Consider the following 26502-nt stretch of genomic DNA (forward strand, 5'->3'; position numbering starts at 1 on the left):
CAATCGTGGCCAAAGCTCCCACCAAGGCAACCAAGACGGACGCAGGCAAGATCTATATCGGCGTAGGCGGCTGGACCTTCGAGCCGTGGCGCGGGGTGTTCTACCCGGACAAGCTCGCGCAATCGAAGGAGCTGTCCTACGCGGCCTCGAAGCTGACCTCGATCGAGATCAACGGCACCTACTACGGCTCGCAGAAGCCGGAGAGCTTTCGCAAATGGGCGAGCGAGGTGCCGGACGGCTTCATCTTCTCGCTGAAGGGCCCGCGCTTCGCCACCAACCGCCGCGTGCTGGCCGAGGCCGGCGATTCGGTGAAGCGGTTCTACGATTCGGGCGTACTGGAACTGAAGGACCGGCTCGGGCCGGTGCTCTGGCAGTTCGCGCCGACCAAGAAGTTCGACGGCGCGGATTTCGGCAAGTTCCTCGAACTGCTGCCGCGCAAGCTCGAGGGCCGCGCGTTGCGCCACGTCGTCGAGGTCCGCCACGACAGTTTTCGCGTCCCCGAGTTCATCACGCTGCTGCGTGAGCACGAGGTGCCCGTGGTGTTCGCCGAGCACGGCAAATATCCGGCGATCGCCGACATCGCCAGCGACTTCGTCTATGCGCGGCTGCAGAAGGGCAATGACGAGCTCAAGACCTGCTATCCGCCGAAGCAGCTCGACGCCTGGGCCAAGCGCTTCCAGGACTGGGCGACCGGCGGCGAGCCGGACGACTTGCCGCGTGTCGACAAGACCGCGCCGAAGAAGACCCCTCGCGACGTGTTCGCCTACGTGATCCATGAGGGCAAGATCCGCGCGCCGGCGGGTGCGATGGAATTGATCGAGCGCGTGAAGTAGCAGGACGCTGCCAAGGGGAACTGCCATGGCGAGGGCGAAGAAGCTGTTCACCATCGGCTACGAGCAGACGCCGTCTAAGGCGGTGCTCGACGAGCTCGAGCAGGCCGGCGTCAAGCTGCTGGTCGACGTCCGCGCGGTCGCCTCATCGCGGCGGCCGGGATTTTCCAAGAGCGCGCTCGCCGCGGGCCTCGACGAGCGCGGCATCTCCTATGTCCATCTGCGCGGCCTCGGCACCCCGAAGACCGGCCGCGAGGCCTCGCGCAGCGGCAATTACGAGCTGCTTGAGAAGATCTACACCGCGCACCTGAAGACCGCGCAGGCCAAGGAGGAGATGGACGAACTGTCGGCGCTGGTGAAGAAATCCGGCCCGGTCTGCATCCTCTGTTACGAGCGCGATCATCGCCACTGCCATCGCCGCTGGATCGCCGAGATCATCGAGGACCGCGAAGGCGTCAAGATCGAGAACCTGGCGGCGCCGCAGGTATGAAATCTCGTTCTGATCGAATCGGAACGAGATTCCAGGCCGTGTCCGATCCGAGCCGCTCCGTCCTTCGTGATTCAGGATGATGGAGCTCGCGCCAACTGCAGCGCCGCTTCAATGCCGCCATCCAGAATTTGCTGCGCTTCGACAGCGTCGGGTACCGCCCGCGCGAACTGCAGCGTGCCCACCATGAGTCCGAAGATGGCCCTCGCCCGGCGGTGGTTCGCTGCAGAATCTGCGCCGGGTAACAGCGCCGCCAAAGTCGCAACGTAGCTCCCCAGCGCCTTCTCGTAGTCTCGCCTGGTGTGCCGGGGCTGGCGCGCGATTTCCGGAAGTAACGCAGCGGAGGGGCACCCCTGCGCGGGGGCTTCGAGGTGCGCGCGGTCCAGGTACCGCCGGATCGCGCCTTCAAAGTCGAGGCCCTTGAGCTGATCTTCGTCAAGGCAACGCTGCTGGTCACCAAGCGCGCGCGCCAGCGCCTCGCGTACAAGCTCATCCTTGGACTCGAAGTGCGGAGAGAATGCCCCTTTGGTCAGGCCGGCCTCGCCCATAATCCCGGCAATCCCGGTAGCGGAGATGCCGTCCCGGCGCATGCATTTCGATGCCACATCGACGATGTGCCGTCGTGTCGCCAACTTATGACCTTTCTCGAAGCGCATCTCATCTCAACTCCACTGATATCTCTCAGATACTAGAGCCACGCGTCAGATCGCGGTCGGCGCGGCACCCAAGGCGCCTTCGATCTTGCGGGCAAAGACTAAAAGCGTGCGGTCGCTCCCTAAGGGGGCATCAAGTTCAAGGCCAATCGGCAGTCCAGCACGAGATCGGCCAACGGGAAGACTGACACCCGGCAATCCGACGCTGCTGGCCGAGACAGTGTGATTCGCCAAAGCGAGATAGCTGACGTCCTGCCCCGCGATATGGACGGTCGCCCGCTCGTCAATCAAGGGCGCCGTACACGGTGTGGTCGGCTGCAGAATGACCTGCGCCCCACAAGCGACGAACGCCGTGTCGAGCCGGCGCTGGATTTCAGGCCGAGTCACGTTGAGCGCCGTCTGATGCGCTTCTGCCGAGATGGCGCCTGCACCGCCCGGCAGCACGATGTGTTCCCACGCCTGCCGAAGTTGAGGCTTGAGACCCTCGTAAATCGCCTCGAACGTTGTCGGTATGTCGTGCCGGCGAAGGAATTCCGATATTGCGCCCATCGTCTCATGGGCGAAGATACCCCATGTCGCGGTCTGGACGAGGGCATTGAAATCATCGCCAAGGTTCACCTCAACGATCTCCGCACCGGCATACTGCAGCCGCCGAACCACCTCACGGAAGCGGCTCTCGACTTCCGAGTCCACCAGATCCAGAAACTGTCGCGGCGCGAAGGCCAATCGAGCTCCCTTGAGATCATAGTCGCGGTCGGAGAATTCCGCTGCCTGTTCGCCAGTCACGACCTGATCCAGCAGCACGCAATCCTCGACGCTTCGGGCAAATGCACCTGTCGTGTCGAGTGTGTGGGAGATCGGAGCAACACCCTGGCGCGGCCATCGTCCGGTGGTCGGCTTGAATCCCACGACGCCACAAAACGATGCGGGTACCCGGATCGATCCAACGGTGTCACCGCCCAACGACGCTGGAACGAGGCCGGCGGCGACAGCTGCGGCCGAGCCGCTCGAGGAGCCGCCCGACACGCGGTCTCGTGCGTGCGGATTCTTCACCTGGCCGTAACGTGCGTTATGGCCGGTCAAGCCGTAGGACATCTCGACGAGGTTGTTTTTCCCGAACACCAGGGCGCCCGCACGCTTTATGGCAGCGACAGCGTCCGCATCTTCGCGCGGCACGAAGTGAGCGAGGCTGTCGAGACCGAGGCTCGTAGGCAGCCCTTTGGTCAGATAACTGTCTTTCACTCCGAGCGGCACGCCCAGTAGCGTAGCCGCCGACCCCGCGGCACGTGCTTTGTCCGCGTCCCTCGCGGCCTCCAGGACGGCCGCCTCGTTGATGGTGATGAAGGCATTAAGCTCTGCAAACGTTCGCGCACGCCGCAGAAGCGCCGCGGTGAATGCCTCCGATGTGATTTCGCCACCGCGTATAGCCGCTGCAGCGGCCGCGAGCCCCAACGAGGAGCAGTCGATGGGTTCCTCAGGAGCCATGTGGCGCGAACGGGCGTTGATGTCGTTCATGAAGTCCTCGCAACGAGCGGTTTGCGGCATTCCGCCGCCACCATCCGGCGGCTCAGCTCAATGCCATTACGGTCATAATATAAAATTACGATCGTAATTCAATAGGCATGAAGGCTTCTCTGCACACAGGAACGTGAGGTGCCGACAGACGCAGATCGGGCTGGCGACCATTGAAAGAGGACGCCTGCTTTGGGGCAAACTCGACAAAACTCAAAAGTGAGCATGATGCGCCGGCTTTCGGGCACATCGCGCGGACCAAGCGCTGCCGCCGGATTGCGACGCGCTACGACAGGCTCGCCGCTCTTCGCGCGAACCCGTCGTCCACTTCGCTTAAAGACGCTCTAGCCGCCCTCGCCGGCCACGTTCAGCGTCCCTTCCATCATCTTCACGCAGCTGCCGCCGACATGCACCGACGTGACGGCGCCGGCCTGCTTCTTCACCCGCGTGAGCAAGAGGCTCGGCCGGCCCATGTCGACGCCCTGCCCGATCCGCAAGCGCAACTCGCCATCGCGTGCCGGATCGAGATCGGCGAGCAGCGCGGCGGCCGCGCCGGTCGCGCTGCCGGTGGCGGGGTCCTCGGAGAGGCCGCTCGCGCCCGGATGGAACATGCGCGCCTGCAAATCGAGCGGCTGCTCGCTGGCCGGGACATCGCGGGTGTAGAAATAGATGACATCGCGCCCGATATGCGCCAGCACCTTGGCGAAGGCGGCGGCATCCGGCCGGGCGCGCCTGAGCGCCTCCCGCGAGGCGATCTCGGCGACCAGGAACGGCAGGCCGACGGACGCGACCTGCGGCTTGTGCCGATCGGTCCTGATGTCGTCGGCCGATAGCGACAGGCACGCAGCGACCTCGGCCGCGCCGACCTCGTTCGACCGCTGCAACGGCTGTGGCGCGGTCAGCTCGGCGCCGATCACCTTGCCGCCCTCGGTCAGGATCTCGACCGGCACGAGGCCCGCCTTCTCCTCGAACCTGAGCCGCTCCGGCGCATTTGCCGCGCGCGTCGCCAGCACGAAGGCAGTGCCGACATTGGGATGGCCGGCGAACGGAATCTCCGTGCGCATGGTGAAGATGCGAACCTGGGCGTCGTTGGCCTTGTCCTGCGGCGGCAGCACGAAAGTCGTCTCGGAATAATTGAACTCGGTCGCGATCGCCTGCATCTGCGCCGTCGACAATCCGCCGGCGTCGAGCACCACGGCGAGCGGGTTGCCGCCGAAAGCACGATTGGTGAACACGTCGACCGTGATATAGCGCCGCTGCATCTTCCAGATCCTCATGCCTCTTTCCCGGTCGCCACGCGCGACCGATCGCATGCATCCTAGCATGAGTGGAATCACGCCCTTCAGAGCACTCGGTGCAATCGCGCCCGTGCGCAAGCTATCCCAATTGCCAGACCGGCACCGGGTGCTCGTAGCCTCGCACCGGTATCTCGCCGCGCGACACCGCGTCCTTGCAGTCGTCACCGAGCGCCTCGCGGACCGCAGACGAGATCAGGAATTGCGAGCCGAGCTCCTTGTTGAGCGCCTCGAGCCGCGCGGCGAAATTCACGGTGTCGCCGATCACGGTGTATTCCTTGCGCCGCGGCGAGCCGATGTTGCCTGCGACGACCTCGCCGACATGGACGGCGATGCCCATGCGCAGCGGCCAGCCCGACGTCGCGTTGAGGCGCTCGTTGGCGACGAGCATCTCGCGCGCTGCCGCCACCGCCTGGTGGGGGGCATCCTCGTTCGGCAGCGGCGCGCCGAACAGCGCAAGGAATCCGTCGCCGAGAAACTTGTTCACGATGCCGCCGTGGCGATCGAGGATGTCGACCAATATGGCGAAAGCGCCGTCGAGCCTATCGACCACCTCCTGCGGCGAGCGCGTGCGCGCGCCCGACGTGAAGCTGCGGAAGTCGACGAACATCACCGCGACGCGGCGAACGTCGCTCGACGTGCTCGCCCCCTCCGCCATCAGCCGCTCGACCACCTGCGGCGAGACGTGCTGGCCGAACAGGTTGGTGATGCGGTCGCGCGCCGTCGCGGCAAGGATGCTCGCGCCGAACTGCCGCCTCAGCTGCATGCCGACGGTCCCCGCGAGGATGCCGGAGACCAGGATCACGACGCTGCGCGCGGCGTGGTAGAACAGATCGGGCGCAGGATCCGTCGTACCGTCGGGCCGATAATACATCGCCATCCAGAACAACTGCGACGCCGCGACAAAGCCGGTGAAGGTCGAGAGCCAGAAATCCAGCCGCAGCGTCGATGCGATGATGAAGATGAAATAGACCAGCGGCGCGACCCAGCCGAGCGCTGCCACGGGGCCCATGCTGTCGATATGCAGCGCGAGCGCAATGGTCGGCATCGAGGTCTCGATGAGCGCGCCGACGTAGCGCCTGACGATCGGCAGGTCGCGGTTCTGCTTCATGTGCCGCATGATCGCGCCATGCACCCACAATTCGAAGAGAATGAACGGCACGATGACGGAATAGATGTAGGACGGCTTGAAACTGCCATGCCAGACCCGGACCAGCACCTCCGGCATGGTGAAGTAGATCACCGAGGTGGTCGCCCCGAAACAAGCCGCGATCCCGATCAGCACCTTGATGCGGAGCAGCTCGGTGGTCATCACCTCCCGCATCAGGGCGTGGTGGAAGTCGGCCGATACGGACGTATCGCGCGATGACGTGTCTTTCTTGCTCAAGAACCCTGCCATGTCCCCTGCCCCGTCAATCTCGAGATTCCGGGCTCGGTGCTGCGCACCGCCCGGAATGACGATTGCTGACGGCGCTATCTTAACCTCAATCCAGCGTGCGGCGGAAGCGCGTGACGGCGATGGTCATGGCGAGCAGCATCAGGGCGGCCAGCGCCAAAGTGTCATATTGCAGGTTCTCCATCGCCGCGCCCTTCAGCATGATGGCCCGGACGATGCGGACGAAGTGGGTCAGCGGCAGCCCCTCGCCGAGATATTGCGCCCAGACCGGCATGCCGGCGAACGGAAACATGAAGCCGGAGAGCAGGATGCTGGGCAGGAAGAACATCATCGACAACTGCATCGCCTGCAGCTGGTTCTGCACGATGGTCGAGAATGTGTAGCCGATCGCCAGGTTGGTGGTGATGAACAGCGTGGTCAGCAGCGCCAGCAGCGTGAGGCTGCCAATGATCGGCACGCCAAACAGGAACACTCCGATGCCGATGATCAGCGTCGCCTGGACGAAGCCGACGATCACATAGGGGATGATCTTGCCGAACATCACCTCGACCGGCTTGATCGGCATCGACAGCAGGCTCTCCATGGTGCCGCGCTCGATCTCGCGCGTCACCGACAGAGCGGTGAAGATCAGCATGGTCATCGTGAGGATGGTGCCGACCAGGCCGGGCACGATGTTGAGCCGGGATTCCGCCGCCGGATTGTAGCGGGCATGGGCGCGAATCTCGAACGGCATCTCCGGCGGATCGCCGATGTGGAGATCATGCGCCAGCGCGGTCTGCACCAGCGGCCCGAGTGCGCCGAGCGCCGAGCCCGCCGCCACCGGATCGGTGGCATCGGCGGCGACCAGCAGCGCCGGCTTGTCGCCGCGCCGCACCGCGCGCTCGAAGCCGCGCGGGATCTCGACACCGAACAGCACCTTGCCGGATTGCAGCAGCTCGTCGAATTCGGCGACGGTGTGGACCTCGCGGACGAAGCGGAAATAGGCGGTGTTCTGCATCGCCTTCAGGATCGAGCGGCCGAGATCGGTGTCCTCCTGGGTCAGCACGGCGGTCGGCAGATTGCGCGGCGTGGTGTTGATGGCGTAGCCGAACAGCGTCAGCTGCATCACCGGCAGCATAATAATCATGGCGAAGGAGACGCGGTCGCGGCGAAGCTGGATGAACTCCTTGACCAGCATCGCATAGCTGCGCCGCCAGAAGCCGAAATGCGGCTCCCTGGTCTCGCGGGTCGGGATCGTGTCGCTCGCGCTCATTGCGAATTATCCTCGCTGGAAATTATCCGTGGAGCGCCCCATCAGGTCGATGAAAACGTCTTCGAGCGACGGCTCGCTCGGCTGCCAGTGCCATTTCGTGTTGCTGCGGTATGGCGTGATGGCGGCCTCCAGCGCCGCCTTGTCGCGGCCGGAGACGTGCAGGCTGGTGCCAAACGGCGCCACCATGTCGACGCCGGGCTTCCCCGACAGCTCAGTCATCAGCCCGTTGAAGTCATCGCCGGTCACCGTGTAGGTCGACAGATTGGAGCCCGCGATCACCTCGTCGACGGTGCCGTGCGCCAGCAGATGGCCGTAGGCGATGTAGGCGATCTCGTGGCAGCGCTCGGCCTCGTCCATGTAGTGGGTCGAAACCAGCACGGTGAGACCCTCAGCCGCGAGTGCATGGATCTCGTTCCAGAAGTCGCGCCGCGCCTTGGGATCGACGCCGGCGGTCGGCTCGTCCAGCAGCAGCAGTTGCGGACTGGGCAGCGTGCAGGCGCCGAGCGCGAGCCGCTGCTTCCAGCCGCCGGACAGTTCGCCGGCGAGTTGCTCCTCGCGGCCCTTCAGCCCGATCCGCGCGATCATGTCGCCCGCGGCGCGCCGTGCATCCGGCAGGCCGTAGAGCCGCGCGACGAATTCGAGGTTCTCGCGCACCGAGAGATCCTGGTAGAGGCTGAAGCGCTGCGTCATGTAGCCGACCTTGCGCTTGATCTTGTCGGCGTCGCGCCGGATGTCGTAGCCGAGACAGGTGCCCTCACCGCTGTCCGGCGTCAGCAGGCCGCAGAGGATGCGGATGGTGGTGGTCTTGCCGCTGCCGTTGGGGCCGAGGAAGCCGTAGATCGAGCCGCGCTTGACCTGCATCGACAGGTCATGGACCACCTCGCGCCCATTGAACGACTTGCTCAGGCCCCTGGCGTCGATCGCGAGGCCGGATGCGCTTGCTGCCGCGCTGGTCGTGGCGCCGTTCATCTGCGTTCCGCCACCGGCGTCTTGGGATTGAGATAGATGCTGATCGGCTGGCCAACGCGCAAAGCGTCGGGCCGACTCGGCCGCGCCTGGATCAGATAGACCAGCTTGTTGCGCTCATCGAGACTATAGATCACCGGCGGGGTGTACTCCGCGGTGGTCGCGATGAAGTAGATCTTAGCGGTGAGATCGGCCGCGCAGTTGTCGCAGGTCACCTTCACCTCGTCGCCGAGCGCAAGCTTCGGCAATTCCTTCTCCGGCACGAAGAAGCGCAGCTTCATGTTGCCGGGCGGCATGATCGAGAGCACCGGCCGCTGCGCCTGCACCATCTCGCCCTCGCGGAAATAGATCTGCTGGATGCTGCCTGCGATCGGCGCAAAGCCCTTGCGGCGGTCGAGCCGGGTCTGCGAGGTGTTGACGCGTGCCTCGGCGATGCGCAGCGCCGAGACCGCGGAATCCAGATTGGCCTGGGTGCCGGAGCCGGTGCCGCGCAGCGAGGCCGCGCGGTCATAGGTCTGCTGCGCATTGGCCAGCGACGCATTGTTCTGGTTGAGATCGGCGCGTTGCAGGTCGTCGTCGACGGTGTAGAGCAGATCGCCGGGCTTGACCTCGTCGCCCTCGCGCACGTTCAGCTTGGTGACGCGGCCGGACTCGTCGGGGCTGACGAAGATCATGTCGGCCTCGACCCAGCCCTGGAAGCCGGGATCGCGCTTCTCCTGGCAGCCGGCGAGCAGCGCCGCCAGCGCGGCAAATATCAATGCCTTTGTCGTTCGCGACGAGGTCATGATGTCCTCCGTTCGCCGAAAATCAGATCGAGATGAACCCTGAACATCGCGAGCGCATCGAGCGGCGCGTGTCTGGCGAACAGGCTCTGCCAGATCACCGCGACGATCGCCGGCGCGACGATCAATTGCGGGAATTGCGCCAGCTCGCGCTGCCTGATCTCGCCACGCGTGATCGCGAGTTGGATCAGCGCACGCATCGCGCCCATCCCCCGAGAGACCACCTCGCGGAAGTAGAAATCGGCGATCGCCGGAAAGCGCGGCCCTTCGGCGACGATCAGGCGGATGATGTCGCCGCGCCGGGTCTCGGCGATCTCGCGAATGAAGGTCTCGGCGAACCGCTCGACGGCGTCGCGCACCGGCCCCGTCATCGGCGGCGGCGCCGCCATGCGATCGATCAAGGGTACGACCGCGGTGCGGATCAGCTCCTCGAACATCGACTCCTTGTCCTTGAAGTGCAGGTACAGCGTGCCCTTGGCGACCCCGGCCCGCTTGGCGACGTCGTCGAGCCGCGTCGCGGCAAAGCCGCGCGCGATGAATTCATCCATCGCGGCCGCGACGATCGCCGCCCGCCGCTCCGCCGACTTCTCGGCGCGGTTCGCCGCGGGCCGCTCCGTAGCCGGCTTGGCCGAGACCACCTTCGGCGCCTTGGCCGAGGCGGCCCGGGTGGTCGTCCGGCGCCCTGCGGGCGGCGTGCGGGTCGATATGTCGGTGTGTTTTGCCATGACCATACAATGACTGACTAGTCAGTCATTGTCAATACGTTCAAGAGGGAGAACGCGGCCGGGTCGGAAAGGTTTCAGTTTGTGGGCGGTTGTCGTGCACAGGCCACCGCCGGTCATGCCCGATGCAATGCCATCGACGCGGGCTATTTCCGCCCGAGCGCTACGCCTTGAGGCGCGCCGCAAATCCTCAGCCGTGGAATTTCAGCCCGTCGAGAATCTTGTCGACCACCTTGCGCTCGGCGCGCACGGCAATGCCGACGAGATTGAGGTCGGTGCGCGGCACCGCCCTCACCACCTCGCGGTTGGCGGCGTCATGCGTGGTCTTGAACATGTCCTCGGTGTAGAGCGCCGGCTGCACGTTGCGCGCCAGCGCCCGCTCCAGTGCCCGCGACAGCGCCGCGCGATCGGCTCCGTAGATCAGGATCGGCTGGCCGATCAGGGACAGATATCTGGTCCCCGAGCCATCCTCGTAATTCTCGCCGATACATTCGGGAAAGGTGGCTGCGATGCCGCCTGACAGAAAGGACGCGACGTTGAGCTTCTGCCAGACTTCCAGGTCGGTGCGGATCACGACCGCGATCTTGGTATCGAATTGCATGACGCAAGTGTAGCCGCAAGCCGGCCGGCAAGGCCAGTCCTGCCGGCCGGTTCATGATTGGCAGCAGGTGGCAACTTGGGCGAGTGCCGCAACAAGCGCGGTTGAGAAATCGTCACCGTGAGAGGAACGATCCGGAGCGGACTCATTTGTAGACCGACATGTTGCTTGTTGGACCACGGTTCGAACTGCTCAGGAGCCTTGCATGCAACTGATGTCGGAACAGCGCGTCACCAGCCTCGATCCCGTGTTCGGCCAGATGGGGATCGAGGCCGGCAAGGCAATCTGGAGCGCGCCCGCGCTTTCGATGCGCGAGAAGGCCGTCGTGATGATCGCGGCTGATCTCTGCGTTCCCGAACTCGGGCTGCCGTTCGAGCTGCATGTCGGCATGGCGCTCGGCCAGGCGGCGATGACGGTGGAGGACTTGCGCGAGTTGCTGCGGCACGTGGCGCCCGATGCCGGGTTCAACATCGTCGCGATGGGATTCGAGCGGTTGCTGCAGGTTGCCGAAGAACTTGACAAGGATTCCGGCAGTTCGGCGTCTCGGATCGAGGCGGACCGGCCTGTCTACGACGAGGCGACGCTCGCCGCGCTGGAACGGATCGATCCGGAATTCGCACGCCTGGTCGATCAGACCAGCCGCCAATTGTGGTCGCGGCCCGGCCTTTCCCGCAGGGAACGCTGCCTCGCTACCTTCGCCGTCGACGTCATCGGCGGCACGCTCGGCCCACCCTTCGCGGCGCATGTCGGACTGTGCCGTCAGGCCGGGCTGACGCGGGCCGAATGCTGCGTGGCGCTGCGCGCGCTGGCGGAGTTCTCGATCCCGAAAGCGTGGCAGGCGCTGATCGCGCTCGATGCGCTGATGCCCAATGCCCGCGCCAATTGATGGAGCAGCCGATGTCCGCACAAAAGACAGTCTCACATACGACCACGCAGTCGAAGGTCGAGGTCGCGAAATATCTCCGCGAGGTGCTTGATCACACAGACGACAGCGCGATGACCGTGGTGGAGACGCGGCTCGAGGAAAATTTCTCGGGCGGTCTCGTCGCCAAGGGCATCGCGACCCATCTGCGTATCGAGCGCAACGACGGCACCGGGATGTTGACCTGCTATGAGCGCATCACCGGATCGCTCGACGGGCGCACCGGATCCTTCCTGTTGCAGGCGAGCGGCTTCACCGATCGGCATCACGCCGTGCATGGCCGCTGGGAGATCCTCGAAGGATCGGGAACGGGCGAACTCGCCGGACTGCGCGGCTATGCGGCGTTTGCCGCAATGCCCGACAAATCGGCCAAGACCGGCTGGTCAGCCGACACCTCCCTCACCTATTGGTTCGATCAGTAGCTCCGTAGGATGGGTGGAGCGAAGCGATACCCATCACCTCACCGCGCGGCACGAAGCGATGGGTTTCGCTTCGCTCTACCCATCCTACGCAGCACCGCGCGCTACTTCGCCGAGCCGGCGCTGATCGAGGATCCGCACGCCGCCGCGCCGGCATTCGATGATCTTGTCCTGCTCGAGATGACGCAGCAGCTCGTTGACGGTCTGGCGGCTGAGCGAGAGCATCATGCCGAGCCGCTCCTGCGAGACGCGCACACTCGATGACGGCGCTACCTTGCGCTGGCCGTAGCCCTCCAGCAGATTGATCAGGCAACGCGCCAGCCGCACCTTCGGCGGCTCCAGCGCCATGTCCTCCAGCAGCGTGAGCGCGATCCGCAGCTTGCCGACCAGCAACTGCCCGAGCTGCTGCCAGCGACCCGGATCATCGGCGAGTATCCTGGTCAGGTGACGCAGCGGCAGATGCAATAATGTCGAGGCGATGTCGGCGACGGCGTCGTGGGTGCGCGGCCCGCCGTCGAACAGCGCGATCTCGCCGAACCATTGCGGCGCCTCGACCATCGCGGCGATCGAACCCCGGCCCGACGGCGCACTGCTGCTGAAGCAGACCGCACCCGACAGCACGCAATAGAGACCGTCACTGGCGTCGCCGCGGTGGAACACGGCGCCGCCGGCCGGCAGCATCACGATGCGCGATGAGGCCAGCACGGCCTCACGGAAGGCAGGGTCGAGCGCGGCGAACCAGTCGCTGCCGTTGAGAACTTCGAGCTGCGCTGCGGTGATCGCGACCGATCGGCCGGCTCCGTTCATCGCTCCCTCGCCTGCATCACATCCTCGTGCGCTGTGTCGGCCCGCCGACAGACGGTGAGCGCATGATGCGGCTATGCCACGGCCCACGCAACATCTGTGGGTGAAGTGGATGATCTCGCTGCGATACAACTGGAAGCTCGCCTCGACCCTGGCCTGCCTCGGATCCGCCGCCGCGGCCTTCATCGGGCGCGACGCGCTGGCGCGCGCGGCCGGCGTGCCCGTGCATTTTGCCAGCCACCAGCTTTGCTCGGCCACCTTCGTGGCGGGCCTCGATCCCACGCAGTTCTTCGACGAGGCGATCCGGCCCAAGCTCGGCCCGCTCCGCGGCTTGATCCGCTACGAGATCGACCAGCGCCGGCGCGAAGTGCGAACCAGTCTGGCGGGCCTCGTCGAGAGCCGCGCCGTGCATGACGGGCCGTTCGGGTGCCGCGTGCTGCATCCCGGGCGCGAGGCGCGCTTCTTCCGCGGCGAGGCAGACGACGACCTGCCGGCAGCCGCCGCGGTGCCGCCGCTCGCAGGTCCCGACGTCGTCGCGCCGGTGAACGCAAAGCTGGCCGAGGCACTGGAGCATGCCTTCGCCGAATCCGAGACCGGGCCGCGCCGTTTCACCAAGGCCGTCGTGGTGCTGCACAAGGGCCGCATCGTCGGCGAACGCTATGCGCCGGGCGTGACGCCGGCGACGCCGCTGATCGGCTGGTCGATGACCAAGTCGGTGACCAATGCGCTGCTCGGCATCCTCGTGCGCGACGGAAAGCTCGATATGTACGAGCCGGCGCCGATTGCCGAATGGTCGAAGCCGGCAGACCCGCGCCGGCCGATCACACCCGATCAGCTGCTGCGTATGACCAGCGGCCTCAGCGGTGGCGATTCGGCGCATACGTCGGGATTTTCGACCATCTTCGACCCCGATACCCAGATGGAATACGACATGGCCGACCAGTCGGCCTTTGCCGCCAGCATAGGCCAGCGCGCCAGGCCCGGACAGGAATGGCGCTACACCAACTGCAATTTCGTGCTGCTGTCGCGGATCATCCGCGACCTCGCCGGCGGCGACGCCGGCGCGGCACGCAAATTCATCGCGCGCGAATTGTTCGAGCCGGTCGGCTTTCAGAACGCCACGCTCGAATATGACAGCGCAGGCGTTCCGCTCGGAACCATCCATCTATGGGCCAGCGCCCGCGACTGGGCGCGGTTCGGCCTGTTCTATCTGCGCGACGGCGTGACCGAGAACGGCCGGCGTATCCTGCCCGAGGGCTGGGTCGACTATTCGGCAAAGCTCACCCCGCCAAGCGCCGACGAATACGGCTATGGCGCGGGCTTCTGGACCCAGCGCGGCAACTCCGCCGCCGCGCGCAGCCGTATCGCCGGCGGTTTCCCGGCGGACAGCTTCATGGCCGCCGGCAGCCAGGGCCAGTACGCGATCGTGATGCCGTCGCAGGACCTCGTGATCGTCAAGATCGGTTGGGCCTACACCGCGAATGACGACCGCGTCGCGGTCGAGCGGCTGGTCCGGGAAACCATCGCTGCCTTGCACTCGGAGGGATGAGCGATCGCAACGGCTGCGATCGCCCTGAACCAGCCATCCGGCGCCCGCGACAAAGCTTCGGGGGCGTACCGCCCGGTTCGGATCTGCATCGATGAAGAGACGCTGCTCGCTGCTCGTATTCGCTACTCTGGTTTGCTCCGCGATCGCGGCGCAGGCCGAGACCTTGCTCGACGCCAAATGCACCGGAAAGTCCGACGTCGCGTGGGACGCGCAGGTCACGGGATGCACCGCAGTGATCGCGTCGGGGAAGTTCGCAGGCAAGGACCTCGCAAAGGCCCTCACCAACCGCGCCCAGGCCTATGCGCAGACCGGCGACCTCGACCACAGCCTCGCCGATATCGAGCAGGTGATCCGGCTCGCTCCCGACGATGCCTTCGCGTTCGGCGCGCGCGGCGACATCCACCTGGTGAGGAAGGACTACGACCGCGCGCTGGCGGACTATGACAAGGCGATCGCGCTCGCCCCGGACAACGACCTGGCGCTGGCGGCGCGCGGAATTGTCTTCCTCGCGAAGGGCGAGTTCGATCGCGCGCGGTCCGAGTTCGACCATGCGATCCGGCTGCAGCCGGCGTCCGCCACGGCGCTGTACTGGCGCGGCATCGCCAGGCGGCAGAAGGGCGACGCGACCGCCGGCGATGCGGACATCGCCGCCGCAAAGAAGATCGATCCCAATATCGACCAGTAACGCGGCTAGCCCTTGGCGTCGCAGGCCCAAGCGCGGATCACGCATTCCTTGCCGCCATACTCGTAGCATTTGCGCGTCGCGGCATTGAGCGAGTTCGATATCTTCGGCGCCACCGCGTAGCCGTGGGCGCCGCAGGGATTCTTCAGGTCGATCGAGAGCGCGGCGCAGGCGCGCTTCATGGTGACGGCGGTGCAATCGCCCTTGCACTGCTTCATCGCGGCGGCGCGCGCGGCAGCTTCCGCCGGGTAGTCATAGGCCTGGCCGTAGGCGCCGCACTTGCCGACCGCGAACGCGCCGGCCGCATGGGCCTTGGGCACAAAGGTTTCTGCGGCGAAACGGGTCGCACCAAGCAGCAATGTCAAGACAAGAATCATCAGCGCGCGGCGCTGCGCGGCGGCGGTCGAAATGATCAAATGGAATCCCCCAGAACCCGGCGCGGACTTTACAAAGGGGTCGTTTCCAGATGGTGAATGACGGGTTGATGGCGCAGCTGCATGCACGCGTCGTCCCGGCGAAGGCCGGGACCCATTACCACCGAACGCAATTGTCGTCGGGAAAGCAGCCTCAGCTTCGCAAACCAATCCGCATTTGTGGTTATGGGTCCCGGCCTTCGCCGGGACGACGGCGGATGAAATCAGCCCCTGCCTTGCAGCCCCAATCCGTAGGGTGCACAAAGGCGCGCTTGCGCCGTGCCCACCATCAGCGGCGTGCTCGTGATGGTGGGCACGGCGCTACGCGCCTTTGCCCACCCTACGAAGCTGCGAATTCGGAATCACCCCTGCCTTGCCGCTTCCAGGGCCTGTGGCGTGTCGATGTCGAGGAAGGCGCTGTTGCCTTCGACCGGGACTTCGGCGACGGCCTCGGCGTGCTTGGCGATCAGATGGCGGGCGCCGATGTCGCCGTCGAGCGTCATCAATTCCCTGAAGAAGCGGCGCGACCACAGCACCGGATTGCCGCGGCGGCCCTCGCTGACGGGGACGGCGATCAAGTGACCGCGGTCCGGCGCGAAGGTCTCGATCAGGCGATCGATCAGCTGGGCCGATATCAGCGGCATGTCGCCGAGGCAGACCACCGCGCCGTCGGCACTGTCCGACACCGCCGAGATGCCCGCTTTCACCGAGCTGGCCAGACCGCCGGCGAAATCCGGATTGCGGACGAATTTCACCTTGAGGCCTTCGAGCGCCTGCTCGACCAGGCCGGCCTGATGGCCGGTGACGACGATCACCTCGGCGGCCTTCGAGGCCAGCGCCTGCTCGGCGACGATGCGCACCAGCTTCTTGCCGTCGAGCTCGGCCAGCAGCTTGTTGGGGCCGCCCATCCGGGTCGACCGACCCGCAGCGAGCACGATCGCCGCGACGTTGCGGTTGCCTTCGGTGTCCGGGACGGTTCGGGGCTGCGGCCGCGTCACGATCTCCATCAGCAGGCCGCCGACGCCCATGCCGGTGAGATCCGATCGCGTCACCTTGATGCCGGCGAGCAGCCGCATCAGCACCCAGTCAAAGCCGTTCTCGACCGGCGAGCGCGCGCAGCCCGGCGCGCCGAGCACCGGCACGCCGCCGGCGCTGCCGATCAACAGCAGATTGCCGGGATCGACCGGCATGCCGAAATGCTCGATCGCGCCGCCGATCTCGGTGATCGCCGCCGGGATAACATCGCGCCGGTCGGCGATCGCGGATGCGCCGAACACGATGACGAGTTCGGCCCCAAGACCGAGCAATTCCTTGATCGAAGCGGCGAGCACCGTCTCGTCATGCGGCACGCGGCGCTCGGCGATGATTTCGGCGCCGGCAGGTGCGAGCCGCTCGGCGGTGACGCGCAACGTCTTGTCGATCACTTTCGGAGCGAGGCCCGGCAACAGCGTCGAGACCACGCCGACCTTCCTGATCACATAGGGTGCGATCCGCAGCGTGTCCTTGCCGGCGACCGCGACGGCCGCATCGCGCAGCCGTCCTTCGACGCCGAACGGGATCAGCTTGACGGTCGCGATCATCTCGCCTTCGACCACCGGCTTGTACGCCGCGAGCGTCGCAAAGGTGATGGCCTCGTCGACGCCGTTGATGCGATCGACCGCGGCGCGATCGACCACCAGCACGCCGGGACGCGCCGCAAACAGATTGGAGCGGCCGGTGAAGGCGCGCTCGACATTGACGCCCTCGCCCGCCACCGCCTGCGCGATGCTCGCGGCCGCTGCATCCTCGGAGATGTCGCCGTCCTCCAGCCGCACTACGACGACGTCCTTGACGCCGGCCTTGGTGAGCGCCTCGACCTCTTCAGGGCCGATGGTGGTGCCCTTCTTGAGCACCAGCGCGCCCTGGCGCAACGTATGCACGGTGACGCCGCCAATCGCGTCGGCCGGACTGGCGGGACCGAACTTCATGCCGCTTCTTCTTTTTCCTTGGAATTTTCTTTGGGAGGCAAACGCAATTGCGCGGTGATCTCGGCCATGATCGCAACCGCGATCTCCGACGGCGACACCGCGCCGATGTCGAGGCCGATCGGCGCATGGATGCGCGCGATGTCGCTGTCCTTGGCGCCGAGCGCGCGCAGCCGCTCGCCGCGCTTGGCATGCGTCTTCCGCGAGCCGAGCGCGCCGATATAGAAGCAGTCGCGATCGAAGGCGTGCATCAGCGCGGGATCGTCGATCTTGGGATCATGCGTCACCGCGACGAAGGCCGTATAATGATCGATGTTGAGCGGCGGCAGTGCGACGTCAGGCCATTCGGCGACCAGCGGCACATCCGGAAAGCGCTCGGGGCTGGCAAACGCGGTGCGCGGATCGACCACCGTCACGTCATAGTCGAGCGAGCGCGCCAGCGGCGCCAGCGCCTGGCTGATATGGACCGCGCCGATGATGACGAGCTTGGCGGTCGGCGCGTAGACGTTGAGGAACAGCTTCTTGCCGCCGACCTCGACATTGCCGCTCTTGCCCATCCGCAACTGTTTTGACAGTTCGGCACGCAGCGGATCAGCAGCGATGTCCTTCGCCTTGACCAGGCGCTGCTCGCCATTCGACGTGTCGGTGACGACGATGACCGGACGACGCGCGGCGCGCTCGGCGTTCAATTCCTTGAGGGTCTCGAGCTTCACGGCTAGCCGACCTTCTCGACGAAGACGCGGATGGTGCCGCCGCAGGACAGGCCGACATTCCAGGCGGTCTCGTCGGCGACGCCGAATTCGAGCATCTTCGGCTGCCCGCTCGCGATCACGTCGAGCGCCTCGGTGACCACGGCGCCCTCGACGCAGCCGCCGGAGACCGAGCCGAGGAAGGTGCCGTCGTCATTGATGACGAGGCTGGAGCCGGCCGGCCGCGGCGCCGAACCCCAGGTCTCGACAACGGTGGCGAGCGCCACGCCATGGCCCTCTTTCTGCCAAGTCTCGGCGGCCTGCAGGATGTCTTCGTCGCGATTCAGCATGGTGGCCTCCTGCGTAACGTTTTTCTTAGGCGACGGACCGGATCAGGCTGCGATGATGCGCCGGCGGCGGCGATGACAACGCCTCGATCAGCCCCTTGATGGACGTCAAGTTATGCACCGGGCGAAATTCGTCAACGTGGGGCAGCATCATTTTGATCCCCTGCGCCTTGGCTTCGAAGCCGGAATAGCGCAGCAGCGGGTTGAGCCAGATCAGGCGGCGGCACGAGCGGTGCAGCCGGTCCATCTCGAAGGCCAATTTTGCATCGGCCTCGCGTTCTAGTCCATCGGATATAAGGAGCACGATCGCCCCCTGCCCCAGAACGCGGCGCGCCCAGAGCTGGTTGAAGGTATGCAGGGAAGTCGCGATCCGCGTCCCTCCCGCCCAGTCCTCGACCGAGGAAGAGCAGCTCGCCAGCGCCTCGTCGGGATCGCGCTGCCGTAACGCGCGCGTCACATTGGTGAGGCGGGTGCCGAACAGGAAGACCGACACCCGCTTGCGATAATCGGTGATGGCATGCAGGAAATGCAGGAACAGGCGGGTGTATTCGCTCATCGAGCCCGAGATATCGAGCAGCGCCACGATCGGCGCCGGCTTCTCGATCCGGCCAAGCTTGCGGATGTCGATGATCTCGCCGCCGGTGCGCAGCGAGTTGCGCACGGTGCGGCGCATGTCGAGCCGCAAGCCGCGCGGATCGGGCTGGTGGCGGCGGGTCACGAGCTCGGCCTGCGGCAGCCGCATCTTCGCGATCTCCCTGACGACCTCGGCAATCTCGGCCGCGGTCATCTGCGCAAAGTCCTTCTTCTGCAGCACCTCCTTGTCGGAGACCGAGAGCTTAAGCTCCTGCTCCTGGGCCTGCGGCCGCTCCTCGCGCATGGCCGGCTGCGCCATCGCCTCCTGGACGCGGCGCGAGGCCGGCGGCGGCTTCTTCCTGGCGTGGTCGGGCAGCGGCACCGAATCCAGCATGCTCTTCCACTCCTCGGCGGCGCGGAAGAACAGGTCGAAGGCCTGGCGGAAGATCAGCGCATGCTCGTGGCGCTTGACGAAGATCGCCTCCAGCGTGGCGTAGAAATCACCGCGATCGCCGACCTCGATCAGCTGCAGCGCATTCAGCGCATCGATCACCGCGCCCGGCCCGACCGGAAGTCCGGCCGCGCGCAGCGCGCGGGCAAAGCCGATGACGTTGTCGGCCATGTGGCCCGTCGGGGGCGCAAGGTGATTGATCGCCATGAACTGCCACCCACTTGCCGTCGTTCCGGGGCGCACGCGAAGCGGGTGAACCCGGAACCTCGAGATTCCGGGTTCGATGCTGACGCATCGCCCCGGAATGACGGGCGTTGCTATGACGCGCGAGCTAAACGTCGCTCGTCGCTTCCTTCAATGTCTTCGCCAGCGCATCGCCCTGCATGCGCGCGATATCGTCCTGGTACTTCAGCAGCGCGCCCAGCGTGTCGCCGACCACCTGCGGCGTCAGCGAGCGGGCATCGAGCTCGGACAGCGCGGTCGCCCAGTCGATGGTCTCGGCGACGCCCGGCGACTTGTAGAAGTCCTGGTTACGCAGCGCCTGCACGAAGCGGACGACCTGCTGCGACAGCTTTGCGGAAATGTTCGGCACCCGCGACTTGACGATCGCGAGCTCGCGCTCGGCGGCGGGATAATCCACCCAGTGATACAGGCAGCGCCGCTTCAGCGCGTCGTGGATCTCGCGGGTGCGGTTGGAGGTGATGATCACGATCGGCGGCGCCGGCGCCTTCACGGTGCCGAGCTCGGGGATGGTGACCTGGAAGTCGCTGAGGATTTCCAAAAGATACGCCTCGAACGCCTCGTCGGCGCGGTCGAGCTCGTCGATCAGGAGCACCGGCGGGCCGGCGACGTCAGGCTCGAGCGCCTGCAGCAGCGGCCGCTTGATCAGGAAGCGCTCGGCGAAGATGTCGCTGGCGAGCTGGTCGCGGTCGGTGTCGCCGGAGGCTTCCGCGAGGCGGATGGCGATCATCTGCGCCGCGCTGCTCCACTCATAGACGGCGGAGGCGACGTCGAGGCCCTCGTAGCATTGCAGGCGGATCAGCTTGCGCCCGAGCGCCGCCGACAACACCTTGGCGATCTCGGTCTTGCCGACGCCGGCCTCGCCTTCGAGAAACAGCGGCCGGCCCATCCGCAGCGCCAGATACGTCACGGTGGCGAGCGACCGCTCGGCGAGGTAGCCGCGCGAGGTCAACAGCTCCAGGAGCGCATCGACGGAAGTGGGTAGCGCCGACGCACTCATGGAACCGCCAGTCTTCGAGCAAGAGGAAGCAACATCACGCCTTGGTATCTAGTCCTTGGCGGTCGCCGCTTCCACCGCCCGGCGCGCCAAAACGCCGATCAGGTGCGCGCGGTACTCAGCACTGCCATGCAAATCGCTGTTGAGGCCGTCGGCCGGCACGGTCATGCCGTCGAGCACCTTGTGCGAGAAGCGCTTCTTCAGGGCCTCCTCGAACGCAGTGACGCGGAACACGCCGTCGGAGCCCGCCCCCGTCACAGCGACGCGGACGTCAGACGGACGCTTGGCGACGAAAACGCCGACCAGCGCGTAGCGCGAGGCCTGGTTGCGGAATTTCACGTAGGCCGCCTTCTTCGGCAGCGGGAACATCACCTTGGTGATGATCTCGTCAGCCTCCAGCGCGGTCGAGAACAGCCCCTGGAAATACTCCTCTGCCTTCAGGCGGCGCTTGTTGGTGACGATGGTGGCGCCGAGCGCCAGCACCGCGGCCGGATAGTCGGCGGTCGGATCGTTGTTGGCGAGCGAGCCACCGATGGTGCCGCGGTGGCGCACCGCGGGATCGCCGATCAGGCCGGCGAGCTCGGCGAGCGCCGGGATCGCCTCGCCGACGATCGCGGAGTTCGCGACCTCGGCATGCTTGGCGGTGGCGCCGATCACCAGCGAGCGGCCCTTCATCTCGATCGTGTCGAGACCTTCGATGTGGGAGAGATCGACCAGATGCGGCGGGCTGGCCAGCCGCTGCTTCATGACCGGCACCAGCGTGTGACCGCCGGCAATCAACTTGGCGTCCTCGTTCTTGACCAGCAGGTTGGCGGCCTGCCGCACGGTCCCGGGGCGGTGATACTTGAATTCGTACATTGGAATGTCCTGATCGCTTGCCGCGATGAATGCTGATTGGGCTCTAAGCGAGATCTGATTTGGCCATCGCCTTGGCGCCGGCGGCGATCGAGGCGACGATGTTCTGATAGCCGGTGCAGCGGCAGAGATTGCCTTCCAGCTCCTCGCGGATCACCTCGTCGGAGAGGTCGTGGCCCTTGCGATGCACCAGATCGACGGCGGTCATGATCATGCCGGGCGTGCAGAAGCCGCACTGCAGGCCGTGATGCTCGCGGAAGGCCTCCTGCATCGGATGCAGCGGCGCACCGTCGGCGGCCAGCCCCTCGATGGTCTTCACTTCATGACCGTCGGCCATCACCGCGAGCGTGGTGCAGGACTTCACCGCCTTGCCGTCGAGATGCACGACACAGGCCCCGCACTGCGAGGTGTCGCAGCCGACATGCGTACCCGTCAGGCGCAGGTTTTCGCGCAGAAACTGGACCAGAAGGGTTCGGGGGTCGACGTTCGCGTTCACGGGGTTGCCGTTCACGATCATAGAAATCTTGGCCATCAGCACTCTCTTATCTGCGCCGCCGCATATCGGCGAAGCAGGCGGTTTAAAATCATTCCAGACGGCATAATATGGGCGGGCCCCCGGATGGGCAACCTTTCGAGCCACTCATCCAGGGCATGGCCGGACCTGAATATTCCAGCCTTCGGGCAGAACTGGAGCCTTGGCTCCAGCCTCTATTCTGAAGCGTTTTCTTCACGCGAACCGGGTGTCCGGTTCGCTCGAAAACGCTCTAACCCTGCACCGCCTTGGCGAAATTTGCAAAGAATTCATCGGCCAGCTTTTTTGCAGCGCCGTTGATCAGACGCTGGCCGAGCTGGGCGAGCTTGCCGCCGATTTGCGCCTCGACGTTGTAGCTGAGCAGCGTGCCGCCATCCTTGTCGGCCAGCGCGACGGTGGCGCCGCCCTTGGCGAAGCCGGCGACCCCGCCCTCGCCTTCGCCGGAGATCCTGTAGCCGTTGGGAGGATCGAGATCGCTCAAGGTGACCTTGCCCTTGAAGCGGGCGGAGACCGGGCCGACCTTCATTTTCGCCGTGGCACGGAAGCCTTGATCGTCGGTCCTCTCCAGCTCCTCGCAGCCGGGGATGCAGGCCTTCAGCACCTCGGGATCGTTGAGCTTGTCCCACACGGCCTGGCGCGGCGCCGCAAGCTGGACTTCGCCGGTCATCGTCATGGCCATGGGACACCTCCTGAAAGCGCTGAGAACCTTTTGTTTCCAACTAAAGCAGGTGGCGCCTAAAGGAAAGGGCACCTTGGGAGGATGAGCGATGCATATTCGCAACTGCAGCAAGACCTCCATGCCATTCACAAATTCGGCAATCCTGTTGCGGTTGAAAACGCCGGCGCGGCGCCGGCAGGCATTGGCACAAGCGTGCCGGAGTGGTTAGGTCGGCCGCAATGAGCACAGCCCTCTCCCCCCTGCTTGCCCCGATGCTGTCGAGCGCCGCGATGCGCGGCGCCTGCGACGATCTTGCCTATCTGCAGGCCATGCTGGATTTCGAAGCCGCATTGGCCCGCGCCGAGGCCGCCTGCGGCGTGATTCCCACCGCGGCCGCGGGGCCGATCGGCGCCGCCTGCCGGGCCGAATCATTCGACCAGGCTGCGCTGGCGGACGCCGCGACGCGCTCGGGCAATCTGGCGATCCCCCTCGTCAAGGCGCTGACCGCCGACGTGGCGAAGGCCGACGCCGAGGCCGCGCGCTACGTGCATTGGGGCGCGACCAGCCAGGACGTGATCGACACCGCGACCATGCTGACGCTGCGCGCCGGCATCGACGCATTGCTCGCCGATCTCGACCGAGCCGTCGCCGGCTTTGCCAATCTCGCGCGGGCCCATCGCGACACCGCCATGGTGGCGCGCACCTGGTTGCAGCACGCGCTGCCGATGCCGTTCGGCCTCAAGCTCGCCGAATATGCCGCCGCCCTGCACCGCTCGCGCAAGCGGCTGCGGCGGCTGCGCGGCGAGACGCTGGTCCTGCAATTCGGCGGTGCCGCCGGCACGCTGGCTGCGCTCGGCGACAAGGGACTTGCAGTTGCAGAGCAACTCGCGAAGCAGCTCGAGCTGCCGCTGCCGGAGGCGCCCTGGCATACGCATCGCGACCGGATCGCAGAGGCCGCGTCGGTGTTCGCGATCACGGCGGGCAGCTGCGGCAAGATCGCGCGCGACATCTCACTTATGATGCAGACCGACGTCGGCGAAGCCTTCGAGCCCGCCGGCGCCGGCCGCGGCGGCTCCTCCACCATGCCGCACAAGCGCAATCCCGTGGCCGCCGCCAGCGCGCTCGGAGCGGCGACCATGGCGCCGAACCTCGCCGCGACGATCCTCGCCGCGCAGGTGCAGGACCATGAGCGCAGCGCCGGGCCCTGGCATGCGGAATGGCCGACTTTGCCGAGCCTGATGCTCGTGACGTCGGGCGCGCTCGCGGCCATCGTCGATCTTGCCGAAGGGCTCGAGGTCGATGCCGTGCGCATGCGGGTCAATCTGGAAGCCACCGGCGGGCTGATCATGGCGGAAGCGGTCGCCTTCGCGCTGGCCGAGAAGATCGGCAAGAGCGACGCGCATCACCTGATCGAGGCAGCCAGCAAGCAGGCGGTCGCCGAGAAAAAGCATCTGCGTGACGTGCTGAGCGCGGACGCCAGCGTCACCGCGCAGCTCGATGCCAGTGCACTCGCAAAACTGTTCGAGCCGATGGCCTATCAGGGCGCCTCGCAGGCGCTGATCGACCGCCTGCTCGCCTCCCTCAACGACACGTGAGCGACCGGAGTATTATCCAATGCCAATGATCGACGCCGACGGATGCCTGCTCAACGTCCAGGTCGACGGCCGCGACGCCGGGCCGACCTTGATGCTGTCGAACTCGCTCGGCTGCACCTTGCAGATGTGGGAGCCGCAGATGCGGGCGCTGACGCAGGTCTTCCGCGTCATCCGCTACGACCGCCGCGGTCACGGCAAGTCGGGCGTCGCGCCCGCCCCCTACTCCATGGAGCGGTTCGGCCGCGACGTGCTGGCGATCCTCGACGATCTCAACATCGAGAAGGTGCATTGGTGCGGACTGTCGATGGGCGGCATGGTCGGGCAATGGCTCGGCGCCAACGCGCCGGAGCGATTCGGCAAGCTGATCCTCGCCAACACCGCCTGCTATTATCCCGATCCGACCAACTGGCTGAACCGCATCAAGGCGGTGAAGGAAGGCGGCATCGCCGCGGTCGCCGACACCGTGATCGCGGGCTGGCTGACCGCCGATTTCCGCGAGCGTGAGCCGCAGACCACGGCGAACATGAAGGCGATGCTGCTGGCCTCGCCGGTCGAGGGCTATCTCGCCTGCTGCGAAGCGCTGTCGACGCTCGACCAGCGCGCGCTGCTACCCAGGATCAAGAGCCCGACGCTGGTGATCGCAGGAAAGCAGGACATGGCGACCCCGGTGTCGGCGGGCGAGATGATCCGTAGCGGCATTCCCGGCGCCAGCATGACGCTGCTCGACGCCGCGCACATCTCCAACGTCGAGCAATCGCACGCCTTCACCGAAGCCGTGGTCGGCTTCCTGACGCAACGCTAATTACCGTAACCAAGAGCGTCATTGCGAGCGAAGCGAAGCAATCCATTTCACCGCCTGCTGAGAGATGGATTGCTTCGTCGCTTCGCGCCTCGCAATGACGGGAGGAGACATCCATGGACGACAATCAACGCCGTGACGACGGCATGACGCAGCGCCGCAAGGTGCTGGGCAATGAATGGGTCGACAAGTCGCTCAAGAACCGCAATGCGTTCAACACCGATTTCCAGGACCTGATCACGCGCTATGCGTGGGGCGATATCTGGACCCGGCCGCATTTTGATCACCGCACCCGGCGCGTGCTGGTGATCGGAACCATGGTCGCGCTCGGCCAATGGGACGAATTCCGCCTGCATGTGCGGGCCGCGATCGCGGAAGGCGGCTTCACGCCTGATGATATCAAGGAGATCCTGCTGCAGCAGGCAATCTATTGCGGCGTGCCGGCGGCCAACCACGCCGTCAAGGAAGCCAACGCGATCATTGCCGAGCTAGGGCTGCTGCAGGGATAGTTCGCCGAGCGGCGGCGCAACGGCCTCGGCTGCGGCGGGCGCACGCTTCGGCGCGGTATCGACCAGCATCACGATCGCGGTGCCGAGCAGCATCAAGAGCTCGGCGGCATGCATGCGCAGCGCTTCGAGCTCGCCGGTCTTCGAGGCCAGCAGCATGCTGGCAAAGCTCAGCACGCTGCCGAGGCACAGCGCGACCGCGAGCGCCTCGTCGCTGCCGCCGTTCTTGCGCATCGACGGGAACGCGAGCAGCGCGAGGAAGACCGCGAAGAACGCCACCACGGTGATCCGCGCCAGCGCCAGCATCCAGGCGAGCCGCACCGTCGCCATCTTGGCAAGCTGCAGATGATCGCTGGCGTAGAGCGCGACCGACACGCTCGGCCGCTCAAAGAGCCCGTGGATCGGCGATACCATGATGCTCAAGGCGATGATGGTCCAGACCGGGATGAAATAGGCCGCGAGCAGCGCGCCGTTCAATGAGCTGATCCGCCAGTTGCTGGACATTGTCGCTTCCCGTACTTGCGCGGCCCGTTCTGCGGGCAGCGGTTGAGCGGCGAGCTAACGCCGTTCAACTGCGGGCGGCAATTTAAACCCTTTGTTTACCTTAATCGGGCCGGGGATTTCTGGGGATTGCCCGGGCGGCGTGCCAAAACGAGGCAAAAAGAAAGGCCCCGCCTTGCGGCGAGACCTTCCTTCGTTGCTTCTCGTGCTCGCTCCTCGAGCTAGCGATCCAGGTCCGGGTTCTGGTTCTGATGGCTCGGATCCATCTGCTGCTGGCCGGGCTTCTGGCCGCCTTGCTGCTGCCCCGGCTTCGGGCTGCCGCCCTGTTGCTGCTGACCTGGCTTCTGAGACGGGTTCTGGCCCTGCTGCCCCGGGGTCTGATTTTGCCTGCTCACTCGGAATCTCCCTTGGCTTGTGGAAGTCCGAGACAACGTCCGCGACAGCGCCGGAGTTGCCGGGGAACACCGGTTCCGGCGTGATCATTGCGGGGCGAAGCGATGTCACCCCTGTGAC

The 26502-nt window shown here is 65.8% G+C and carries 30 protein-coding genes; 9 read left to right on the forward strand and 21 right to left on the reverse strand.

Going from position 1 to position 26502, the window contains the following annotated elements:
* Positions 1-5 precede the first annotated feature (5 nt).
* Together JQ633_RS22230 and JQ633_RS22235 are read left to right on the forward strand one after the other, a co-directional pair.
* Positions 6-833 carry a DUF72 domain-containing protein gene (locus JQ633_RS22230; protein ID WP_211987197.1) on the forward strand — a complete coding sequence of 276 codons (828 nt, stop codon included), beginning with the start codon at positions 6-8 and terminating at the stop codon, positions 831-833.
* Between the two features lie 25 nt (positions 834-858).
* Positions 859-1320, forward strand: a complete 462-nt coding sequence (locus tag JQ633_RS22235) for a DUF488 domain-containing protein (RefSeq protein ID WP_211987198.1) — start codon at positions 859-861, stop codon at positions 1318-1320.
* Between the two features lie 71 nt (positions 1321-1391).
* Here JQ633_RS22235 and JQ633_RS22240 read toward each other — a convergent pair whose 3' ends face one another.
* The 9 genes from JQ633_RS22240 to JQ633_RS22280 form a co-directional block, all read right to left on the reverse strand.
* Positions 1392-1973, reverse strand: coding sequence for a TetR/AcrR family transcriptional regulator (locus JQ633_RS22240; RefSeq protein ID WP_211987199.1), 582 nt, complete (start codon positions 1971-1973; stop codon positions 1392-1394).
* Between the two features lie 45 nt (positions 1974-2018).
* A complete protein-coding gene (locus JQ633_RS22245) occupies positions 2019-3485 on the reverse strand; it encodes an amidase family protein (RefSeq protein ID WP_211987200.1) in 1467 nt (488 codons plus the stop codon).
* Between the two features lie 341 nt (positions 3486-3826).
* Positions 3827-4744 (reverse strand): PhzF family phenazine biosynthesis protein, encoded by a 918-nt coding sequence (locus tag JQ633_RS22250; RefSeq protein ID WP_211987270.1) that lies wholly within the window; start codon positions 4742-4744, stop codon positions 3827-3829.
* A gap of 115 nt (positions 4745-4859) precedes the next feature.
* A complete protein-coding gene (locus tag JQ633_RS22255; protein WP_211987201.1) occupies positions 4860-6176 on the reverse strand; it encodes an adenylate/guanylate cyclase domain-containing protein in 1317 nt (438 codons plus the stop codon).
* Between the two features lie 85 nt (positions 6177-6261).
* On the reverse strand, positions 6262-7425 hold the full coding sequence (locus tag JQ633_RS22260; protein ID WP_211987202.1) for an ABC transporter permease: 1164 nt from the start codon (positions 7423-7425) through the stop codon (positions 6262-6264).
* Between the two features lie 6 nt (positions 7426-7431).
* Positions 7432-8394 (reverse strand): ABC transporter ATP-binding protein, encoded by a 963-nt coding sequence (locus tag JQ633_RS22265; protein WP_211987203.1) that lies wholly within the window; start codon positions 8392-8394, stop codon positions 7432-7434.
* Positions 8391-9176: an HlyD family secretion protein gene (locus JQ633_RS22270; protein ID WP_211987204.1), complete on the reverse strand. Its 786-nt coding sequence runs from the start codon at positions 9174-9176 to the stop codon at positions 8391-8393. The genes JQ633_RS22265 and JQ633_RS22270 overlap by 4 nt, the downstream gene beginning before the upstream one ends.
* Positions 9173-9904 (reverse strand): TetR/AcrR family transcriptional regulator, encoded by a 732-nt coding sequence (locus tag JQ633_RS22275; protein ID WP_211987205.1) that lies wholly within the window; start codon positions 9902-9904, stop codon positions 9173-9175. Before JQ633_RS22275 ends, JQ633_RS22270 begins: the two co-directional genes overlap by 4 nt.
* 181 nt (positions 9905-10085) lie before the next feature.
* Positions 10086-10496 carry a DUF2000 family protein gene (locus tag JQ633_RS22280; RefSeq protein ID WP_211987206.1) on the reverse strand — a complete coding sequence of 137 codons (411 nt, stop codon included), beginning with the start codon at positions 10494-10496 and terminating at the stop codon, positions 10086-10088.
* Positions 10497-10698: 202 nt separating this feature from the next.
* Here JQ633_RS22280 and JQ633_RS22285 point away from each other — a divergent pair, with 202 nt between their 5' ends.
* Together JQ633_RS22285 and JQ633_RS22290 are read left to right on the forward strand one after the other, a co-directional pair.
* Positions 10699-11379, forward strand: a complete 681-nt coding sequence (locus JQ633_RS22285) for a carboxymuconolactone decarboxylase family protein (protein WP_211987207.1) — start codon at positions 10699-10701, stop codon at positions 11377-11379.
* A gap of 11 nt (positions 11380-11390) precedes the next feature.
* On the forward strand, positions 11391-11837 hold the full coding sequence (locus JQ633_RS22290) for a DUF3224 domain-containing protein (RefSeq protein ID WP_211987208.1): 447 nt from the start codon (positions 11391-11393) through the stop codon (positions 11835-11837).
* A gap of 84 nt (positions 11838-11921) precedes the next feature.
* Here JQ633_RS22290 and JQ633_RS22295 read toward each other — a convergent pair whose 3' ends face one another.
* The gene (locus JQ633_RS22295) at positions 11922-12641 is read right to left on the reverse strand and encodes a Crp/Fnr family transcriptional regulator (RefSeq protein WP_211987209.1); all 720 of its coding nucleotides are present in this window, start codon (positions 12639-12641) and stop codon (positions 11922-11924) included.
* Positions 12642-12750: 109 nt separating this feature from the next.
* Here JQ633_RS22295 and JQ633_RS22300 point away from each other — a divergent pair, with 109 nt between their 5' ends.
* Together JQ633_RS22300 and JQ633_RS22305 are read left to right on the forward strand one after the other, a co-directional pair.
* Entirely contained in the window at positions 12751-14187 is a 1437-nt protein-coding gene (locus JQ633_RS22300; RefSeq protein ID WP_211987210.1) for a serine hydrolase domain-containing protein, read from the forward strand.
* A gap of 91 nt (positions 14188-14278) precedes the next feature.
* Positions 14279-14872, forward strand: a complete 594-nt coding sequence (locus JQ633_RS22305; RefSeq protein ID WP_211987211.1) for a tetratricopeptide repeat protein — start codon at positions 14279-14281, stop codon at positions 14870-14872.
* 5 nt (positions 14873-14877) lie between these two features.
* Here JQ633_RS22305 and JQ633_RS22310 read toward each other — a convergent pair whose 3' ends face one another.
* The 9 genes from JQ633_RS22310 to JQ633_RS22350 form a co-directional block, all read right to left on the reverse strand.
* Complete coding sequence (locus JQ633_RS22310) at positions 14878-15246, reverse strand: DUF4189 domain-containing protein (RefSeq protein ID WP_433995682.1); 369 nt, start codon at positions 15244-15246, stop codon at positions 14878-14880.
* Positions 15247-15644: 398 nt separating this feature from the next.
* Positions 15645-17249: an NTP transferase domain-containing protein gene (locus tag JQ633_RS22315; protein ID WP_211987213.1), complete on the reverse strand. Its 1605-nt coding sequence runs from the start codon at positions 17247-17249 to the stop codon at positions 15645-15647.
* Positions 17246-17959, reverse strand: coding sequence for an XdhC family protein (locus JQ633_RS22320; protein WP_211987214.1), 714 nt, complete (start codon positions 17957-17959; stop codon positions 17246-17248). Before JQ633_RS22320 ends, JQ633_RS22315 begins: the two co-directional genes overlap by 4 nt.
* A gap of 2 nt (positions 17960-17961) precedes the next feature.
* A complete protein-coding gene (locus tag JQ633_RS22325) occupies positions 17962-18285 on the reverse strand; it encodes an XdhC family protein (protein ID WP_018272401.1) in 324 nt (107 codons plus the stop codon).
* Between the two features lie 25 nt (positions 18286-18310).
* Positions 18311-19513: a vWA domain-containing protein gene (locus tag JQ633_RS22330; RefSeq protein WP_211987215.1), complete on the reverse strand. Its 1203-nt coding sequence runs from the start codon at positions 19511-19513 to the stop codon at positions 18311-18313.
* Between the two features lie 124 nt (positions 19514-19637).
* The gene (locus tag JQ633_RS22335; RefSeq protein WP_211987216.1) at positions 19638-20546 is read right to left on the reverse strand and encodes an AAA family ATPase; all 909 of its coding nucleotides are present in this window, start codon (positions 20544-20546) and stop codon (positions 19638-19640) included.
* 48 nt (positions 20547-20594) lie between these two features.
* Positions 20595-21401: an FAD binding domain-containing protein gene (locus tag JQ633_RS22340; protein WP_211987217.1), complete on the reverse strand. Its 807-nt coding sequence runs from the start codon at positions 21399-21401 to the stop codon at positions 20595-20597.
* Positions 21402-21444: 43 nt separating this feature from the next.
* Positions 21445-21930, reverse strand: a complete 486-nt coding sequence (locus JQ633_RS22345) for a (2Fe-2S)-binding protein (protein ID WP_021077804.1) — start codon at positions 21928-21930, stop codon at positions 21445-21447.
* Positions 21931-22162: 232 nt separating this feature from the next.
* Positions 22163-22609 carry an SRPBCC family protein gene (locus JQ633_RS22350; RefSeq protein ID WP_211987218.1) on the reverse strand — a complete coding sequence of 149 codons (447 nt, stop codon included), beginning with the start codon at positions 22607-22609 and terminating at the stop codon, positions 22163-22165.
* A gap of 218 nt (positions 22610-22827) precedes the next feature.
* On the opposite strand from JQ633_RS22350, the gene JQ633_RS22355 reads away from it, so the two are divergent.
* The 3 genes from JQ633_RS22355 (at position 22828) to JQ633_RS22365 (ending at position 25491) form a co-directional block, all read left to right on the forward strand.
* Complete coding sequence (locus JQ633_RS22355) at positions 22828-24183, forward strand: 3-carboxy-cis,cis-muconate cycloisomerase (RefSeq protein ID WP_211987219.1); 1356 nt, start codon at positions 22828-22830, stop codon at positions 24181-24183.
* A 19-nt stretch (positions 24184-24202) separates the two neighbouring features.
* Positions 24203-24985 carry a 3-oxoadipate enol-lactonase gene (gene pcaD, locus JQ633_RS22360; protein WP_211987220.1) on the forward strand — a complete coding sequence of 261 codons (783 nt, stop codon included), beginning with the start codon at positions 24203-24205 and terminating at the stop codon, positions 24983-24985.
* Between the two features lie 113 nt (positions 24986-25098).
* Positions 25099-25491, forward strand: coding sequence for a carboxymuconolactone decarboxylase family protein (locus tag JQ633_RS22365; RefSeq protein WP_211987221.1), 393 nt, complete (start codon positions 25099-25101; stop codon positions 25489-25491).
* On the opposite strand, the gene JQ633_RS22370 is transcribed toward JQ633_RS22365, so the two are convergent.
* The gene (locus tag JQ633_RS22370; RefSeq protein WP_211987222.1) at positions 25471-25992 is read right to left on the reverse strand and encodes a hypothetical protein; all 522 of its coding nucleotides are present in this window, start codon (positions 25990-25992) and stop codon (positions 25471-25473) included. The genes JQ633_RS22365 and JQ633_RS22370 overlap by 21 nt on opposite strands.
* A 218-nt stretch (positions 25993-26210) precedes the next feature.
* Positions 26211-26384, reverse strand: a complete 174-nt coding sequence (locus JQ633_RS22375) for a hypothetical protein (protein WP_211987223.1) — start codon at positions 26382-26384, stop codon at positions 26211-26213.
* Between the last annotated feature and the right edge of the window lie 118 nt (positions 26385-26502).

This window comes from Bradyrhizobium tropiciagri (assembly GCF_018130505.1).
Taxonomy (GTDB): Bacteria; Pseudomonadota; Alphaproteobacteria; order Rhizobiales; family Xanthobacteraceae; genus Bradyrhizobium; species Bradyrhizobium tropiciagri_B.

Excerpts from the sequence above, each read along its gene's own strand:
- JQ633_RS22370 (WP_211987222.1), bottom strand. The coding sequence starts at position 25,992 with ATGTCCAGCAACTGGCGGATCAGCTCATTGAACGGCGCGCTGCTCGCG.
- JQ633_RS22310 (WP_433995682.1), bottom strand. The coding sequence starts at position 15,246 with ATGATTCTTGTCTTGACATTGCTGCTTGGTGCGACCCGTTTCGCCGCA.
- JQ633_RS22240 (WP_211987199.1), bottom strand. The coding sequence starts at position 1,973 with ATGCGCTTCGAGAAAGGTCATAAGTTGGCGACACGACGGCACATCGTC.
- JQ633_RS22365 (WP_211987221.1), top strand. The coding sequence starts at position 25,099 with ATGGACGACAATCAACGCCGTGACGACGGCATGACGCAGCGCCGCAAG.
- JQ633_RS22275 (WP_211987205.1), bottom strand. The coding sequence starts at position 9,904 with ATGGTCATGGCAAAACACACCGACATATCGACCCGCACGCCGCCCGCA.
- JQ633_RS22345 (WP_021077804.1), bottom strand. The coding sequence starts at position 21,930 with ATGGCCAAGATTTCTATGATCGTGAACGGCAACCCCGTGAACGCGAAC.
- JQ633_RS22245 (WP_211987200.1), bottom strand. The coding sequence starts at position 3,485 with ATGAACGACATCAACGCCCGTTCGCGCCACATGGCTCCTGAGGAACCC.
- JQ633_RS22335 (WP_211987216.1), bottom strand. The coding sequence starts at position 20,546 with ATGAGTGCGTCGGCGCTACCCACTTCCGTCGATGCGCTCCTGGAGCTG.
- JQ633_RS22315 (WP_211987213.1), bottom strand. The coding sequence starts at position 17,249 with ATGAAGTTCGGTCCCGCCAGTCCGGCCGACGCGATTGGCGGCGTCACC.
- JQ633_RS22300 (WP_211987210.1), top strand. The coding sequence starts at position 12,751 with ATGATCTCGCTGCGATACAACTGGAAGCTCGCCTCGACCCTGGCCTGC.
- JQ633_RS22265 (WP_211987203.1), bottom strand. The coding sequence starts at position 8,394 with ATGAACGGCGCCACGACCAGCGCGGCAGCAAGCGCATCCGGCCTCGCG.
- JQ633_RS22285 (WP_211987207.1), top strand. The coding sequence starts at position 10,699 with ATGCAACTGATGTCGGAACAGCGCGTCACCAGCCTCGATCCCGTGTTC.
- JQ633_RS22295 (WP_211987209.1), bottom strand. The coding sequence starts at position 12,641 with ATGAACGGAGCCGGCCGATCGGTCGCGATCACCGCAGCGCAGCTCGAA.
- JQ633_RS22280 (WP_211987206.1), bottom strand. The coding sequence starts at position 10,496 with ATGCAATTCGATACCAAGATCGCGGTCGTGATCCGCACCGACCTGGAA.
- JQ633_RS22235 (WP_211987198.1), top strand. The coding sequence starts at position 859 with ATGGCGAGGGCGAAGAAGCTGTTCACCATCGGCTACGAGCAGACGCCG.
- JQ633_RS22250 (WP_211987270.1), bottom strand. The coding sequence starts at position 4,744 with ATGCAGCGGCGCTATATCACGGTCGACGTGTTCACCAATCGTGCTTTC.
- pcaD (WP_211987220.1), top strand. The coding sequence starts at position 24,203 with ATGCCAATGATCGACGCCGACGGATGCCTGCTCAACGTCCAGGTCGAC.
- JQ633_RS22325 (WP_018272401.1), bottom strand. The coding sequence starts at position 18,285 with ATGCTGAATCGCGACGAAGACATCCTGCAGGCCGCCGAGACTTGGCAG.
- JQ633_RS22290 (WP_211987208.1), top strand. The coding sequence starts at position 11,391 with ATGTCCGCACAAAAGACAGTCTCACATACGACCACGCAGTCGAAGGTC.
- JQ633_RS22270 (WP_211987204.1), bottom strand. The coding sequence starts at position 9,176 with ATGACCTCGTCGCGAACGACAAAGGCATTGATATTTGCCGCGCTGGCG.
- JQ633_RS22330 (WP_211987215.1), bottom strand. The coding sequence starts at position 19,513 with ATGGCGATCAATCACCTTGCGCCCCCGACGGGCCACATGGCCGACAAC.
- JQ633_RS22355 (WP_211987219.1), top strand. The coding sequence starts at position 22,828 with ATGAGCACAGCCCTCTCCCCCCTGCTTGCCCCGATGCTGTCGAGCGCC.
- JQ633_RS22255 (WP_211987201.1), bottom strand. The coding sequence starts at position 6,176 with ATGGCAGGGTTCTTGAGCAAGAAAGACACGTCATCGCGCGATACGTCC.
- JQ633_RS22305 (WP_211987211.1), top strand. The coding sequence starts at position 14,279 with ATGAAGAGACGCTGCTCGCTGCTCGTATTCGCTACTCTGGTTTGCTCC.
- JQ633_RS22350 (WP_211987218.1), bottom strand. The coding sequence starts at position 22,609 with ATGGCCATGACGATGACCGGCGAAGTCCAGCTTGCGGCGCCGCGCCAG.
- JQ633_RS22340 (WP_211987217.1), bottom strand. The coding sequence starts at position 21,401 with ATGTACGAATTCAAGTATCACCGCCCCGGGACCGTGCGGCAGGCCGCC.
- JQ633_RS22260 (WP_211987202.1), bottom strand. The coding sequence starts at position 7,425 with ATGAGCGCGAGCGACACGATCCCGACCCGCGAGACCAGGGAGCCGCAT.